Raw genomic sequence first — 13,975 nt, 5'->3', positions numbered from 1 at the left:
ATCCGATCAATGCAGTGTGACGATGAGCCCGTCGCGGAGCCAGTTGCCCAGCCAACTGCCGGCGATCGCTGCGCTTCCCTCGTCGCCATATTCGGCAGCCAGCGCTGCGCAGAGTGCGCCGAAGGACATCCCCTCCTGCAACTGGCATATCGCATGCGCTTCGGCTTGCCCGGTCGTCCGGAAGCTGGGATTGAAGCCGTCGCGCCAAAGCAAGACGACGCCCGGCGCCGGCAGCCGCTGCGCGGCGGGTGGGGGCGTTTCTGCCGTCAGCGACTGCCACAGCGCGCTCGCGTTGGTGCGGACCGGCAGCAGGGTCAGGCTCGGAACGAAGCCCAAGCGGGCGGCTTCCCAGTTCACCACGCCCAGCGCTTCCCCCATAATCGGCGTGACATCCGGCGTAGTGAAGCTATTGGCCAGACCCCACTCGATCTGCGCCAGTTCGGCGCACTCGGGATCGTCCGGGTAGAGCGCGGCGATGGTGCCGGCGAAATCGGCACCATAGACGTCCAGTGTCCAGCTGTGGGGTGGGGACGCTTCGATATGCTGCGCAGCGGCAGCCAGAAACGCAACCTTGCCCAGCCAGCGTTGCAGCTGGGGAAAGCTGTTCTCCAGCGCGGCGATGAGTTGGCTGCGATAGTTGTTGAGGTAGATGTCGAGACCGGCCCGGCTTCCCAGCCGGGCTGCGGCGTCGGCGCATTCCGCGTGCAGCCATCGCCCGAAGGTCGCCTGCAGGGTCGCCAGCCTCATGCCGCAAGCTCCAGCGCGGCGATGGCGCGCGCGCGATCGAGTTCGGCCAGCAACTCGGCCAGGGGAGGAATGGCGTCGTCGCGCTCGATCATCGTCGCGACAGGCCCCACGTGCCCCAGCGCTTCGGCATAGAGCGCCCAGACGGGATCGGGTACCGGCTGGTCGTGGGTGTCGATCAGTAATGTTTCCCCATGGCTGTGCCCGGCGAGATGGATCTGCCGCACCCGTGCCATGGGAATGCCGGAGAGATAGGTGCGGGCGTCGAAGCCGTGATTGGTTGCGCTGACGAACACATTGTTGACGTCGAGCAGCAGCTCGCAGCCGGTGCGGGCGCACAGTGCGTCCAGAAACGTCCACTCGGTCATGTCCGCGTCGTCAAAGGCAACGTAGCTCGAAGGGTTCTCGATCAGAATCGTGCGGCCGAGCGCAGTCTGTGCGGCATCGACATTGTCGCACACGATCTGCAGCGCTTCCTCCGTGTAGGGCAGGGGGAGCAGGTCATGCGACTGGAAGCCGCCGAAGCGCGTCCAGCAGAGATGGTCCGATACGAACAGCGGCTCGATGGCGTCGACCAATTCGCGCAGACGCAACAGATAATCTTGGTCCACCCCGTCGGCCGAGCCGATGGACATCGATACGCCGTGCAGCGCTACGGGATGGCGTTCCCGAACCCGCCGCAGTATGTCGCGCGGGCGGCCGCCGGGGACCATGAAGTTCTCGGAGATGACTTCCACGAAATCGACCGGAACCGGCACAGCGGGTTCCAGAAAATCGGCATAATGCGGCTTGCGCAGCCCGAGGCCGAAGCGGTGCGGGTGGGTCATGCCCCTGCTCCTGAAAACAGGGCGGCCCGGCGGAGAGGCCGGGCCGCCGGCCGCATCACTTCGGTTCGGTCAGGCTGCCGCCCTGCGCCTTGCAGGCCTTGGCGGAAACGGCCTTGAAGCCCTGGCCCTTGCAGCTGTTCTGGCCCTTGCAGTCGTTGCGCGCGGTCTTGCAGTCGGACGTACCCTTGCAACTGTTGATGCCATAGCAATGGACGACCTTGCCGGCAGGGGCCGGGGCGGCGGCGACACTGGCGCCGGACAGGGCGATGAGCGCGGCGGTGGCGGCGATGCTGGCGCCGGTCTGGATCGAGATCATGTGGAGGCTCCCTTGGAGAGGTTGGTGCCGGTTCGGCCTCCCCGATACGTCGCCGGTCGGACGGCGGTTACACGCTCACCAGCGCAATACGCGCGGCCCCAGCAGCGCTCCCAGTCCGGCTGCCAGCAGGATGCCCAGCGTGTACCAGGTGAGCACGAACACCGCGGCGAACTCGTCGCAGTGCAGGCAGTAGATGGTCGCCGCCCAGGCGCCTGCCGCCAGCCCGGCGGCAGCACCGGCTGCACGCAGATTGGTCGGGGCCAGCTTGCGGAACGACCAGAGCAGGCCGAGAAAGATCGGGATTGCCAGCAGCAGAACACGCCACGGGCAGATGTTCCAGCTGCCGCCCAGCCACATCGAGAGCCAGTCGCGCAACGGCGTCCGGGACATTTCCTCGATCGCCAGCGCGGCTAGCAGCAGGATTGGTAGCGCCAGCGGCCACAGCACGCGCAGCGATCCGCCGCTTGGCCGCGCCAGCCGCATGGTAGCCGCCACGGCGATGAACCCGAGCGACAGCGTGTAGGCCCATTTCATCCAGAAGGAGAAGCCGAACATCGCCTGAGGAAAGTCCGGCCGCATGCCGAACAGGGCGAAGACCAGCCCGATGCTCACCACGCCGCCGCCGGCGATACCCAGGGCGATGCGTCGGCCGATGAAACGCGGCGGTACCGGCGGAACATGCGCGGCAAGCGTGTCGATCAGCCGGTCGGTGCTGATTGCGGTTTCCTCCTCGGGGGTCATCCTTCGTGCCCCCGCAGCCGCGCAGCAAGCGCCTTGAGTCCGCGATGCACCGAAATCTTGACGTCGGACTGGCCAATCTGTGCGCCATCGGCCGCCTCGGCCACACTAAGCCCCTCAATATGTGTGTCGCGAATGGCGCGGGCCTGCTTGGGCGACAGGCCGGAAAGCAGCCGGTCTACATCCACCCGTGCGCCGATTGCGTCTTCGAACCCCTCGGTGACCAGGATCGCCTCGACATCCTCGATGGGAATGGAAACACGTCGGCGGCGGAAATGGTCGATCAGGCGATAGCGCGCCACCGCATAGAGCCAAGCAGTGAACGGCCGATCGCGATCATAGGTGCCGCGCTTGGTGTGAATGGCAATCAGCGTTTCCTGCACCAGGTCCTCAATATCCTCGTCGCCGCGCATCCGACGACGGAAAAAGCTGCGCAGCAAAGGCACCAGCGCGCGCAGCAATGCCGCATGCGCTGCGGCATTGCCGTCGAGTCCCGCCGTCATCCATGCGCGTAGCGCTGCTTCGGTATGCCGCATTCCCACTCCCTGCCCGGGCGATACGCAGCTGGTCGCGGGAAGGTTACACCCGCTGCACAAAAAGGAAACTGCAGGCCGAACGTAACTGCGCCTGTAACCGCGGGCCGTTTGGTGCCGTACGGCGGCAGGTGACCCGACGCCTTCGCTTTTCCGGGGCACCGCGCTGCGGCTGCCCTTCGTCGGATGCCGCTGCCCGAGAGGCCAACCAGGGAGAATTTCGATGATCAAGACCTCCGCCGCCCTTGCTGCCACCGTCGCGCTGGGCATCGCCGCCACCAGTGCCCAGGCGCAGCAGCCGAAGATGGAAAAATGCTACGGCGTCGCGCTCGCCGGAAAGAATGACTGCAAGGCAGGCGCCGGCACCAGCTGCGCCGGCACCGCGACCAAAAACTATCAGGGCAATGCCTGGAAGCTGGTCAAGGCAGGCACCTGCACTTCGATCAAGACTCCGAAGGGCAACGGCTCGCTGACCCCCAAGGCGTAAGCCGCAATGCCCGGCCGGATCCCTGGCCGGGCACCCCCTATATCTGGAGCCTGCCATGCAATCCTTTGCTGCCCTTTATGCCAGCGCTGGCAGCCTCGCCGCGCGATTGCTTCCGCTTTCGTTCCTGCTGCTCGTCGCGCGACTCGGCATTGCCGCAATCTTCTTCCTCTCCGGCCGCACCAAGGTAGAGGGCTGGCTGACGATCACCGATTCCACCTATGAGCTCTTCCGTACCGACTATGCGCTGCCCTTCGCGCCGCCGGTGCTCGCCGCGCATCTCGCGACCTACTCGGAGCATTTCTTCCCGATCCTGCTCGTCCTAGGCCTCTTCACCCGGCCGGCGGCCCTCGCGCTGCTGGGGATGACGACGGTGATCGAAGTCTTCGTCTATCCCGACGCATGGCCGACGCATCTCAGCTGGGCCGGGCTGCTGCTGCCACTGATTGCCGCCGGACCGGGCGCCTGGTCGCTGGATGCACTGATCGGCCTGGAAGCGCGGCGAATGCCAGCGGATAAAGCATGAGCGGCCTTGGGGAGTTGTTATCTCCGAGCGCTGTCGTTTGACCGCGCGCTGAAGGGCGCCCGCATGTCCGGATAAAGAATTCTATGGCTGTCGCGGGAGGCGGCATCGTTCCCTGAAGGGTCCGTTTAAGGCAGTTGCTTGACATTATCTGCGTAATCGTTTGCTTTCTGCCGCGACGCATATTGGGAGAGGGTAAATGGCGGCTACCACGCGGCGCGACATGCTGGGTCTTTGCGGCGCACTGGCGCTGGCGACGCGCGCGGGCACGGTGCGCGCATCGGAGACACGCGAGGGGGCCGGGCGCGATCCGCTTGCGCATGTCGCTCCCGAACTGCGCGAGGGGGCGAAGACGGTGCTCAAAATGGGCGCTGCAATCAGCCCGATGACCGATGCGAAGCTGCCGATGTTGCGCAGCCTCGGCGACCAGATGGCGCCCTCGCTGCTCGCGGATGTGCCGGTGGCGACTTATGTCGTGCCGGTATCGCGCAGCATTCCGGACGTGACGGTATATGCGATCAACGCGCGCCCCGGCACTGCGCGCCCGGCGATCTTGCACACCCATGGCGGCGGCATGGTCGCCGGCTCGGCAAAGAGTGAGCGGCGCTATCTGCAGGGCATCGCCAAGGCACTCGACTGCGTGATCGTGTCGGTCGAATACAGCCTGGCACCGGAGGCACGCTGGACGCGCTCAACCGAGGAAAATTATGCGGGGCTCCGCTGGTTGCATCGCGAGGCGGCGATGCTGGGCGTTGATAGTGCGCGCATTGCGGTGATGGGGGAAAGCGCGGGCGGGGGCCATGCCGCACTGCTGGCGATCCGTGCCCGCGACCGGGGTGAAGTGCCGCTGGTGCTGCAGGCGTTGGTCTATCCGATGCTCGACGACCGGACCGGTAGCAGCGTGACGCCGCCCTGGTTTATCGGCGCTGTCGGCTGGGATGTGCAGGCCAACCGCTTCGGATGGCAGGCGTTTCTGGGCGCTGCGCCCGGTGGTGCCAGCGTGCCGGCTGCGGCAGTGCCGGCGCGGCTCGCCGATCCGACGGGACTGGCGCCGGCCTTTATCGCGGTTGGCGGCATCGACCTGTTCGTCGCCGAAGACATCGAATATGCGCGCCGCCTGACTCTGGCGGGTGTCCCGACCGAATTGCTGGTTGCACCTGGCGCCTTCCATGGCTTCGATCGGGTCGCGGAAAATGCGGCGCTGTCGCGGGCGTTCATCGCCGCCAAGATGACCGCCCTTCGCCGCGCGTTCGGGCTGCCAGATGCGCCTGCCTGAAACGCCTTGTTCCGTGAGACTGCGAAGCTAGAGTTTCGCGCAGGAACAGGGAACAAGCGTGCGCGTCAAAAATCTCAAGGAATTCGCCGAACTCGCCGGCGTCTCGACCGCGACCGCCTCGCGCGCGCTTACCGGATTGGGGCGGGTGAGCGACGATACCCGGCAGCGTATCGTCGCGCTTGCCGATCGTCTGGGCTATCAGCCCAATGTTATCGCCCGCAACCTGCGGACCCGGCGTACCATGGCGGTGGGCGTGCTGGTGCCGCTGGGGCATGACCGGCTCCAGCATCTGTCTGACCCGTTCTTCAGCACGATGACCGGCTATCTGGCAGATGCGCTGGCCGATCATGACTATGACTTGATGCTGTCGCGTATTCTGCCGCGCGACGAGCGCTGGCTCGAGCAGTATATCGGACGCGGCCGGGTCGACGGCATCCTCATCATCGGCCAGTCCGACCAGCGGCATGTGATCGATATCGTGTCGCGACGATATCTACCGATGGTGGTCTGGGGCGCGCATTTCCCCGATCAGCATTATTGCGCGGTGGGTTCGAACAATCTGGCGGGCGGGGCGCTGGCCGCAGAGCATCTGATCGCGCGCGGATGCCGCCGCATTGCCTTTGCCGGTCCTACCGGCAGCCCGGAATTTGCGCAGCGGCTGGAAGGGGTGCGGGGTGCACTTGCGACAGCCGGACTGGCGCCGCCGGTCGAACTGCCGACCCATCACGAACCTACTGCGGCCTATGCGGATCTCTCGGCGCTTCTCGCGAAGATCGGCCAGGTTCCCGACGGGATCGTCGCCGGCTCGGACGTGACGGCATCGGCGGTGCTGCGCGTTCTCGCGGAGCGGGGCTGGACAGTGCCGCACGATGTGCGCGTGGTCGGCTATGACGGCCTTCCGCTGGGCGCGCATCTCTCGCCCCCGCTCACCACGGTGGACCAGCAATTGTCCCACGGCGCCGCATTGATGGTCGAATTGCTGCTCGATCGGATTGTCGGTGTTGCCACCCCGTCGCAACTGATCGAGCCCCGCCTCGTCATCCGCAGCTCAAGCTAAGGCTACGCGCGCGCCGTCGAAGGCAAGCGTGAAGAAGGGCGAGGGGTACCCGCCAAAGCATCCGCGCCGCTCAGCTCCCGGCTGAATGACCGCGGGATTGGCGACGCCGGGCAAGTCGACAAAGCTGTTCGCACGCCCGTCGCCCAATACCCACCAGCTATAGGCCTGCGCCGGTGCGTCTGGGGGATTGCCGGCAACGAGGCCGGTTTCATTCACAGGGGTGAACGGCCCGAACGGGCTGTCGCCTGCCATCGCATAGAGACCGGTGGGGCCCGCTGGGCCATCGGCAGCAAACACCTTCCTCTGTGTCGACCAGAACAGATAATAGCGCTCGTCGAAGATGCGCAGGTGCGGTCGCTCCAGCTCGTTGTTCAGCCCGCCGGCGGAAACGATCGGCGGGAGCAGGCGCCATTGTTCGAGCGTGTCGTCGATCGCTTCGGCCATACCGATAACGCCGTTCCACGCTGATGCGGATGCAGCACAGGATGCCGTGAACAGCAGGTAGTGGCGACCGTCCGCGGGATCGCGGAACAGCGCAGGATCGCGAAATCCCTTGATGGTGCCGGCCGCGCCTTCCGTCTGGTCGGCACGCATGTACCAATGTTCGTCGGCAATGACCGATTCGATCGGGCCCCGCCAATCGCGCAGCTGCGGCACGCCGGCGTGCATGCGAAGCGTCGCGCTTGCCTGAAACAGGCGCTGTTCGAAACTGCGGCCGGGCTGTCCGCGTCGCCCCGCCGCGGTGAAGAAGATAGTGAGCCGCGCCGTGGCCGGATCGAAGCGCGCACTGCCTGACCATTCGCGCGATCCGGGTGTGTATCCGTCGGGAAACACCGGCCCGGCCAGCCGCCATCGCCCCGCGCGCTCGACGAGGAAATGGATGCGTGCATGGTCATGACGCTCCTCGGGGTCGGGCGCTGCCGGTGCAGCCAGCACCATCCACAGCGTCGCATCGTCGAACGCGACCGGATTCCCATCGGCGGTTTCGACGGGCCACATGTCCCACAGGTCCATGCCGGGTACGCGGCGCTCCGCCTCGAGCGGCAGCACAGGCAGCGTTGTGCCGGGGTCTTGAACGATGGCGGCGACATGCGTTGCGGTCCAGCGGGCGGGCTGCGCCAGCGCTGTCGTTTCGTGTCGCATTACCCCTGCCGTCATTCGCCTCTCCCGGGTGCAATTGCACTTTTTGCTGGATTTCCGATCGCGCCGACCATAAGCGTGCGTAAACGATTGCGCAACGGCGCAACGCACATGCCGCTCGACACGCGGTTATTGGGAGAGTGAACGCCATGAATTCGCGAAACCTGTTTCTTGCATCCACTGCGCTGGTCGTGCTCGCCGCCCCGGCGGCGGCGCAGACGGCAACTGGCGCGGTACCCGCTTCGACCGAGCCGACCGCGACCGGCCAGGCACCAGACGCTGGCGATGTCGGCGACATCATCATCACAGCCCAGAAGAGCAGCGAAAGCATTACCCGCGCCCCTGTTGCAGTGAGCGTGGTGCCGCAGGCGTTGCTCGATCGTCAGGGGCTAACCACGGCCGAACAGCTTGCCACCACCGCACCGACGCTGAAGCTGTCGCAGAACGGCTTCGCCATTCGCGGTATCGGCAGCAATAACGGCTTCAGCGGTTATTCGACGGTCGCGACCCAGTTCGACGGCATCTACAATCCGTCGGCCGCGGCCTTGACGCTGGGCATGTTCGACCTTGCCGCAGTGGAGGTGCTGCGCGGGCCACAGGGCACGGTCTATGGTCGAAACGCCACTGCGGGCGTCGTCAACATCAACACTGCCGATCCGGGCAAGCGGTTCGGCGGCAGCGCCAGTTTCCAGATCGGCCGCTTCAGCGATGTGCGCGCACAGGCCGCCATCGATCTGCCGGTCAGCGACACGTTGGCGGTTCGCATCGCCGGCTTCCGTCAGGTGAGCGACGGTTACGGCCCTCAATATCGCGCCGACCGGTTCGACAGCGCCGATCTGCTGGGTGCCCGCGTAACGGCCCTGTGGCATGTCACGCCCAGCCTTACCTGGCGTCTGTCGGGCAGCTTCGGCGAGAATAACGGGACGACCCCGGGCATCTTCCTGCGGAACTACAATTATTATCCCCAGGCCAATCTGAAGACCGGCGCTTTCGGCCCGGTCACGATCGTGCCGTCGGACGCCATCAACCCCGGCCTCGATCAGGTCAGCGCGAACGAACAACGGTTGCGCAGCTACGATGCCCGTTCGCGGCTGGTGTGGGATGCAGCGCCGGGCCTCAGCCTGACGTACCTCGCCGGCTTCTCGCGCCTGAAGAACAACGGCGTTACGGCCGCTACGGGCGTGTTCTCGCAGGAATATATCGGCAATCGCCTCGACTCCTGGTCGCATGAGCTCGACATCAACTACCAGACCGGCCCCCTGAAGCTGGTCGCCGGGGGCTATCTCTACAAGGATACCCAGTCGGCCGGCACCCGGTTGCTCCATGCCGGCAATACCGCGCCGGCACCCTTCAACACGGTGTACAATATCTTCGGCGCGAAGGTGGCCGGCACCGGCAACCAGATTTCGACGATCGACGCGGTCGACGTGGTCAACACCTATTCCGATGTCGGCAGCCGGTCCAAGGCGCTGTTCGGCCAGGCTACGTTCGAGGCAGTGCGCGGCGTTCGCCTGATCGCCGGCCTGCGCTCGACCTGGGATACGGCGGTGGATCGCGAGCAGCAGCTGGTCTGCCCCGGCAACAGCTTCACCCGCACCAAAATCAGCGCGAACACCTGCCCGACCTTCGCCCTTGCCTATACGGACGACCGCAATCGTCCGGAGGCGACGTTCAGCAAGGTCAATTGGAAGCTGGGCGTGGATGCTGACCTGACCGAGAATGTGCTGGGCTATGCCACTGTCTCCACCGGCTATCGGGCAGGCGGATTGCAGCCGAGCAGCAACCCGGTTGGCTATCGCCAATATGCGCCCGAAACCGTGACCAACTATGAAGTGGGCGTGCGTGCCAACCTGCTCGACCGGCGGCTCTTCCTGGGGCTGACCGTCTATCAGATGGATTATGACGGGCTGCAGGTTTCGTCGATCATCGTCGATCCGGTGCAGGGGCCGATTCCGGTGACGACCAATGCCGCCAAGGCGCGCATCCGTGGCATCGAGCTGGAGACGAGCTTCAAGCCGACGCACGCAGATCGCCTGTCCGGCTATGTCTCGCTGCTCGATGCGAAGTTCCGCGATTTCCGCAATGCGCCGGACAATCTCCACTCGGCCGACACCATGTACAATATCTTCGCGCCGATTCTGGGCTTTGCGCCCATTCCCGCAGCGATCGGCAACTATTCGGGCAACGAACTGCCCAACGCGCCGGGGCTCAGCGGCCGGATCAGCTACAGCCACGATTTCACCCTGGCTTCGGGCTGGAAACTTACCCCGAGCATCGACTTCTATGGCCAGACCCGCAGCTTCGCGACGGCCGACAACGTCGTGCAGGGGCGCCTGCCGGGCTATACCAAAACCGACCTGAACCTGCAGCTCTCGTCGCCGGATGATGGCGTGTTCTTCAACCTCTTCCTGTACAATGCCGAGGATCGTCGTATTCCGGTGAATGTGGTTCCGGTGTGGAGTTCCACCACCGCAAGCTATGCAGCACCGCGAACCTATGGCGCACGGTTTGGATTTCGATTCTGAGGCATGAAACGGGACGGGAGTGGCATATGCCGGGAACGGAGGGCCGGATCGACCGCAGGGCATTGCTGCTGGGGGCAGGGGCAATGACGTTGACTGCCGCCGCCGATCCCCGGCCGCCACTCCATATTCCTGCGGGTGGCGGTCCGCTGCCCGCTGCCTGGACTGCAGCGGATCGGATAGCGCTGTGGGAGGGGCTGCCCCCGAACGGGCCGTTCCAACCGCAGCCACGCACGGAACGGCGCGATCCGACGTTCATCTCCGACGTAGCGACGCCCGATCTGCACGTGTTTCGACCCGCGCACCCGAACGGACGGGCGCTGCTCGTGATTCCGGGCGGCGCGTACAGTTTCGTCTCGATCCGCAACGAGGGCGTCGATGTCGCCCGCGTCTTCACCGGCCGCGGCTATACGGTCTTCGTGCTCACCTATCGCCTGCCCGGTGAAGGCTGGCAGGGGCGTGCCGATGTGCCGCTGCAGGATGCGCAGCGGGCGATGCGCTGCATCCGCGCCCGGGCGCACCAGTATGGCATCGCTCCCGATGCAGTGGCGGTGCTGGGCTTTTCCGCCGGCGGCCATCTCGCGGCATCGCTGCTCACCGGCTATGACGAGCAGGTCTATGCACCGCGCGATGCGGCAGATCGCGAAAGCGCCCGGCCGGCGTGCGGCGGGCTGATCTATCCCGTCATCGCCGTCACGCCGCCGCTTACGCACGCCTTGTCGGCGCAGTTGCTGCTTGGCCCCGATCCGGCGCCGGTGCTGATCGAGCGGCGATCGCCCGCGCTCCACGTAACCGGGGCGACACCGCCCACCTTCCTCGCCCATTCGCTCGACGATCCTGCAGTTCCCTGGCAGAACACGCAGGTTTTCATGACCGCGTTGGTCGCCGCGAAGGTTCGGGTGGAAACGCATCTCTTCGAAGAGGGCGGCCATGGTTACGGCATCGGCCCGGACAACGCCCCGGCGGGCACCTGGGCACAGCTCTTCGCCACATGGCTGGAACGAACGCTGGCCTGAGCCATAATGATCGTCGAGATGAAGCCGTGCCGGCTCTCACGACCTTTACGCCGAGCTTCCCCGTTATCCGATAAGTCTTTTTAAATTGACCGAATTATCGGAAGGCGCCAACCCGCTCCGAAAACCTGGCGCGTCGGTAAGTGTACCAGTGCTGGTCCGATTTACGTCGTACTATCTTGGCCGGACCAAGGGATTTCGCGCTTTCCCAGTCGATCCAGCGAATTCAGCCAAAGGAAGCCATTAGGTTCCCGAGACATCGAAATTAGGAAATGGCAGGGGAGCTCGGATTCGAACCGAGGGCCTTCGGTTTTGGAGACCGACGCTCTAACCAGCTGAGCTACACCCCTGTGCGGTGAGCGGCTTTAGCCGCTGGTTCGGCTACGGGCAAGAGGGTGCGGTGCCATTTCTGCTTTGCGCGGCGTTGCGCTCAGGCGGCGATGCTGTCGCGCTGGCCGGTGAGCGCGCGGACTTCCTCTACGGGGAGAGGGCGGCCGAAATAATAACCCTGTACCTTCGAGCAGCCGAGCTTCTGTACCATTTGATGCTGGTCTTCGGTCTCGACGCCTTCGGCTGTGGTCGCCATGCCTAGGCTGTCGGCAAGCGCCACCACGGCGCGAATGATGGCGATCGATTCCTTGTTGCCACGGGCTGCGCTCTGCACGAAGCCGCGGTCGATCTTGATCGAGCTGAAACGGGTATGGGCCAGATAACCGAGCGAGGAATAGCCGGTGCCGAAATCGTCCAGGCTCAGCCGCACGCCCAAATCCAGGATCTTTTCCAGCACGCGCACCGCCACGGTGCCCTCACGCATGAAGACGCTTTCGGTAACTTCCAGCTCGAGGCGCTCGGGCGGTAGTCCCGACTTTGCCAGCGCATTGGCGACGACATTGACGAAGGCGGGATTGTGGAGTTGCTCCGGGCTTACATTCACGGCGATGCGGGCCGGGAACGCCCAGCGCACTGCTTCGGCGCAGGCGGTGCGCAATACCCATTCGCCGATGGGCGCGATCAGTCGCGCTTCTTCGGCAAGCGGCACGAACTTTTCGGGCGAGATCGGCCCCAGTTCGGGGTGCGTCCAGCGCAGCAGCGCCTCGAACCCGGCGAGTGCGCCCGTGCGGGTATCGACCACCGGCTGGTAGGTGAGGTGCATCTGGCCCTGTTCGACGGCCGCGCGCAGGGCGATTTCGAGTACGCGCCGTTCTTCGGCCGCTAGGTGGAGTTGCGGTTCATAGGCGTGGAAAACGCCGCCGCCGACATCCTTGGAACGGTAGAGCGCCAGGTCGGCCGAACGGATCAGCATTTCCGCCGTGCGGCCGTCGCGCGGGCCGATCGCGAGACCGACCGAGGCGCCTATATAAAGCGTGTGCTGGTCGACCTCATAGGGGCGCGACAAGCTGTCGATGATGGTCTGGGCGAGCTGTTCGACGCGCGAGGAATCACTGGCGTCGCGCACCACCACGGCGAATTCATCGCCGCCCAGCCGGCCGATGATCTCGTTTTCGCTCATCAACTGCTTCAGCCGTTCGGATACGCGGCTGAGAAGCCTGTCGCCCACCGGATGGCCCAGCGTATCGTTGACTGCCTTGAAGCGGTCGAGATCGATCATCATGAAGGCGCAGCGCGAGCCCCATTTCTCCGCCTCGGACATCGCGCGCGCCAGCCATTCGTTGATGTGCAGCCGGTTGGGCAGGCCGGTCAGCGTGTCGAACCGCGCCATACGGTTGATCTTGTCAGCCGAACGGCGTTGTTCCGTCACGTCCGAGCCGACACCGCGGAAGCCGATGAAGATGTTGCTTTCGTCGAAACGCGGGCTGGCGGAAATTTCCCACCAGCGCTCTTCACCCTCGACATAGACCGGTAACAACACGTCGCGGAACGGCTCACGCCCCTTCAGCTTTTCGGCGAGCTGGCGCAGGCCGGTCGCGAAGTTGCCGGTTTCCCAGGTGGGGCCTGCCAGCACCTGCAGGAAGGGCATGCCGTTGATCGTCTTAGGATCGACGCCCAGTGAGAGGGCAAAGCGCGGATTGGCCCGGACAACGCGGCGTTGCGCGTCGATTTCCCAAAGCCAGTCCGAACCCGCATCCTCGAATTCGCGGAGCAGCAGGCTTACCGTATGGTCGCGTTCTGCCAGCGCCAGCTCCCCGGCGCGGATCACGACCAGCGCCTTGCCGCGTGCGAAGGTCGCCATGCCGAGCAGCAGCGTGAACAATGCGGCGGCGGCGGCAAGGACCGGCGAAGGGATCAGCGCAAGCGTTACCGCCACCGAGGTCCCGATGATGCTGATGAATAAAATGGTGGCGAGCGGCAGCGCGGCCATAGCGACGGCGGAAGCCGTCATCAGCAGCGACAATACCACCCACAGCCCCAGCGCAGCTTCGTCCGTCGCGCTGACGCCGAAGACGAGCGGCGCAATCGACCAGACGGTGCCGAGCGCGATGCCATCGATCGCTGTGCCGCGCACCTCCTGGATGGTGGCGGTCACGGCGTTGCCATAGCGCGATGAAAGCCGACGAAAGGCCACCGAAGTCGCGATGGCCGCGACCAGCGCGCTCCAGCTTGCGAGCTGCCACAGCGGCACCAGGCGCGCGAGAGTCAGCGTCGTCATCGCCGCGCCGATCACATTGGCCGCCAGCATGAACAGCGCCAGCTGCCGCCCTGCATTGAGCTGGGCGGCGCGGATGGGGCCCCATTCGGCCGTGTCTGCGGGGTCGCGCAGGCCCAGCAGGGCGAGCACGTCGATATGGGGGCGATGAAACTGCGAGGTCGTCTGGCTGGTCACGTGCCGGCAATAGCCCGGCG

13 protein-coding genes and 1 tRNA gene are annotated in these 13,975 nt (G+C 65.3%); 6 read left to right on the top strand and 8 right to left on the bottom strand.

All coding sequences use genetic code 11. From position 1 onward, the window contains the following. Nucleotides 1-6: 6 nt before the first annotated feature. The 5 genes from ACT53M_RS13435 to ACT53M_RS13415 all read right to left on the bottom strand — a co-directional run bounded on the left by ACT53M_RS13435 (nucleotide 7) and on the right by ACT53M_RS13415 (nucleotide 3,161). Nucleotides 7-747, bottom strand: coding sequence for an HvfC/BufC family peptide modification chaperone (locus ACT53M_RS13435; protein ID WP_476233947.1), 741 nt, complete (start codon nucleotides 745-747; stop codon nucleotides 7-9). Beyond that, nucleotides 744-1,571, bottom strand: coding sequence for an MNIO family bufferin maturase (gene bufB, locus ACT53M_RS13430; protein WP_476233945.1), 828 nt, complete (start codon nucleotides 1,569-1,571; stop codon nucleotides 744-746). The genes ACT53M_RS13435 and bufB overlap by 4 nt, the downstream gene beginning before the upstream one ends. A 55-nt stretch (nucleotides 1,572-1,626) precedes the next feature. Further along, entirely contained in the window at nucleotides 1,627-1,887 is a 261-nt protein-coding gene (gene bufA2, locus ACT53M_RS13425) for a BufA2 family periplasmic bufferin-type metallophore (protein WP_476233944.1), read from the bottom strand. A gap of 75 nt (nucleotides 1,888-1,962) precedes the next feature. Further along, nucleotides 1,963-2,628, bottom strand: a complete 666-nt coding sequence (locus ACT53M_RS13420) for a DUF1109 domain-containing protein (RefSeq protein WP_476233943.1) — start codon at nucleotides 2,626-2,628, stop codon at nucleotides 1,963-1,965. Next, nucleotides 2,625-3,161, bottom strand: a complete 537-nt coding sequence (locus tag ACT53M_RS13415; protein WP_476233942.1) for a sigma-70 family RNA polymerase sigma factor — start codon at nucleotides 3,159-3,161, stop codon at nucleotides 2,625-2,627. The genes ACT53M_RS13420 and ACT53M_RS13415 overlap by 4 nt, the downstream gene beginning before the upstream one ends. A gap of 220 nt (nucleotides 3,162-3,381) precedes the next feature. On the opposite strand from ACT53M_RS13415, the gene ACT53M_RS13410 reads away from it, so the two are divergent. The 4 genes from ACT53M_RS13410 to ACT53M_RS13395 all read left to right on the top strand — a co-directional run bounded on the left by ACT53M_RS13410 (nucleotide 3,382) and on the right by ACT53M_RS13395 (nucleotide 6,498). Beyond that, complete coding sequence (locus ACT53M_RS13410; protein WP_476233941.1) at nucleotides 3,382-3,645, top strand: BufA1 family periplasmic bufferin-type metallophore; 264 nt, start codon at nucleotides 3,382-3,384, stop codon at nucleotides 3,643-3,645. A 55-nt stretch (nucleotides 3,646-3,700) separates the two neighbouring features. Next, nucleotides 3,701-4,168, top strand: coding sequence for a DoxX family protein (locus ACT53M_RS13405; RefSeq protein ID WP_476233940.1), 468 nt, complete (start codon nucleotides 3,701-3,703; stop codon nucleotides 4,166-4,168). A gap of 196 nt (nucleotides 4,169-4,364) precedes the next feature. Further along, the gene (locus ACT53M_RS13400) at nucleotides 4,365-5,441 is read left to right on the top strand and encodes an alpha/beta hydrolase (RefSeq protein ID WP_476233939.1); all 1,077 of its coding nucleotides are present in this window, start codon (nucleotides 4,365-4,367) and stop codon (nucleotides 5,439-5,441) included. Between the two features lie 58 nt (nucleotides 5,442-5,499). Continuing rightward, nucleotides 5,500-6,498 carry a LacI family DNA-binding transcriptional regulator gene (locus ACT53M_RS13395; protein ID WP_476233938.1) on the top strand — a complete coding sequence of 333 codons (999 nt, stop codon included), beginning with the start codon at nucleotides 5,500-5,502 and terminating at the stop codon, nucleotides 6,496-6,498. On the opposite strand, the gene ACT53M_RS13390 is transcribed toward ACT53M_RS13395, so the two are convergent. Further along, nucleotides 6,490-7,641 (bottom strand): glycoside hydrolase family 68 protein, encoded by a 1,152-nt coding sequence (locus ACT53M_RS13390; RefSeq protein WP_476233937.1) that lies wholly within the window; start codon nucleotides 7,639-7,641, stop codon nucleotides 6,490-6,492. The two genes, ACT53M_RS13395 and ACT53M_RS13390, sit on opposite strands and share 9 nt — an antisense overlap. A gap of 146 nt (nucleotides 7,642-7,787) precedes the next feature. Here ACT53M_RS13390 and ACT53M_RS13385 point away from each other — a divergent pair, with 146 nt between their 5' ends. Then, nucleotides 7,788-10,163 carry a TonB-dependent receptor gene (locus ACT53M_RS13385; RefSeq protein ID WP_476233936.1) on the top strand — a complete coding sequence of 792 codons (2,376 nt, stop codon included), beginning with the start codon at nucleotides 7,788-7,790 and terminating at the stop codon, nucleotides 10,161-10,163. Between the two features lie 26 nt (nucleotides 10,164-10,189). After that, nucleotides 10,190-11,176 (top strand): alpha/beta hydrolase, encoded by a 987-nt coding sequence (locus ACT53M_RS13380; RefSeq protein ID WP_476233935.1) that lies wholly within the window; start codon nucleotides 10,190-10,192, stop codon nucleotides 11,174-11,176. 270 nt (nucleotides 11,177-11,446) lie between these two features. Here ACT53M_RS13380 and ACT53M_RS13375 read toward each other — a convergent pair. Further along, nucleotides 11,447-11,523: transfer RNA gene (locus ACT53M_RS13375), tRNA-Trp, on the bottom strand. An 80-nt stretch (nucleotides 11,524-11,603) separates the two neighbouring features. Continuing rightward, the gene (locus tag ACT53M_RS13370; RefSeq protein ID WP_476233934.1) at nucleotides 11,604-13,955 is read right to left on the bottom strand and encodes an EAL domain-containing protein; all 2,352 of its coding nucleotides are present in this window, start codon (nucleotides 13,953-13,955) and stop codon (nucleotides 11,604-11,606) included. Nucleotides 13,956-13,975 lie beyond the last annotated feature (20 nt).

Source organism: Sphingomonas sp. DMC6 (genome assembly GCF_056314225.1).
The sequence above is the reverse complement of the archived record's forward strand: the minus strand, read 5'-3'. Positions and strand labels throughout refer to the sequence as shown.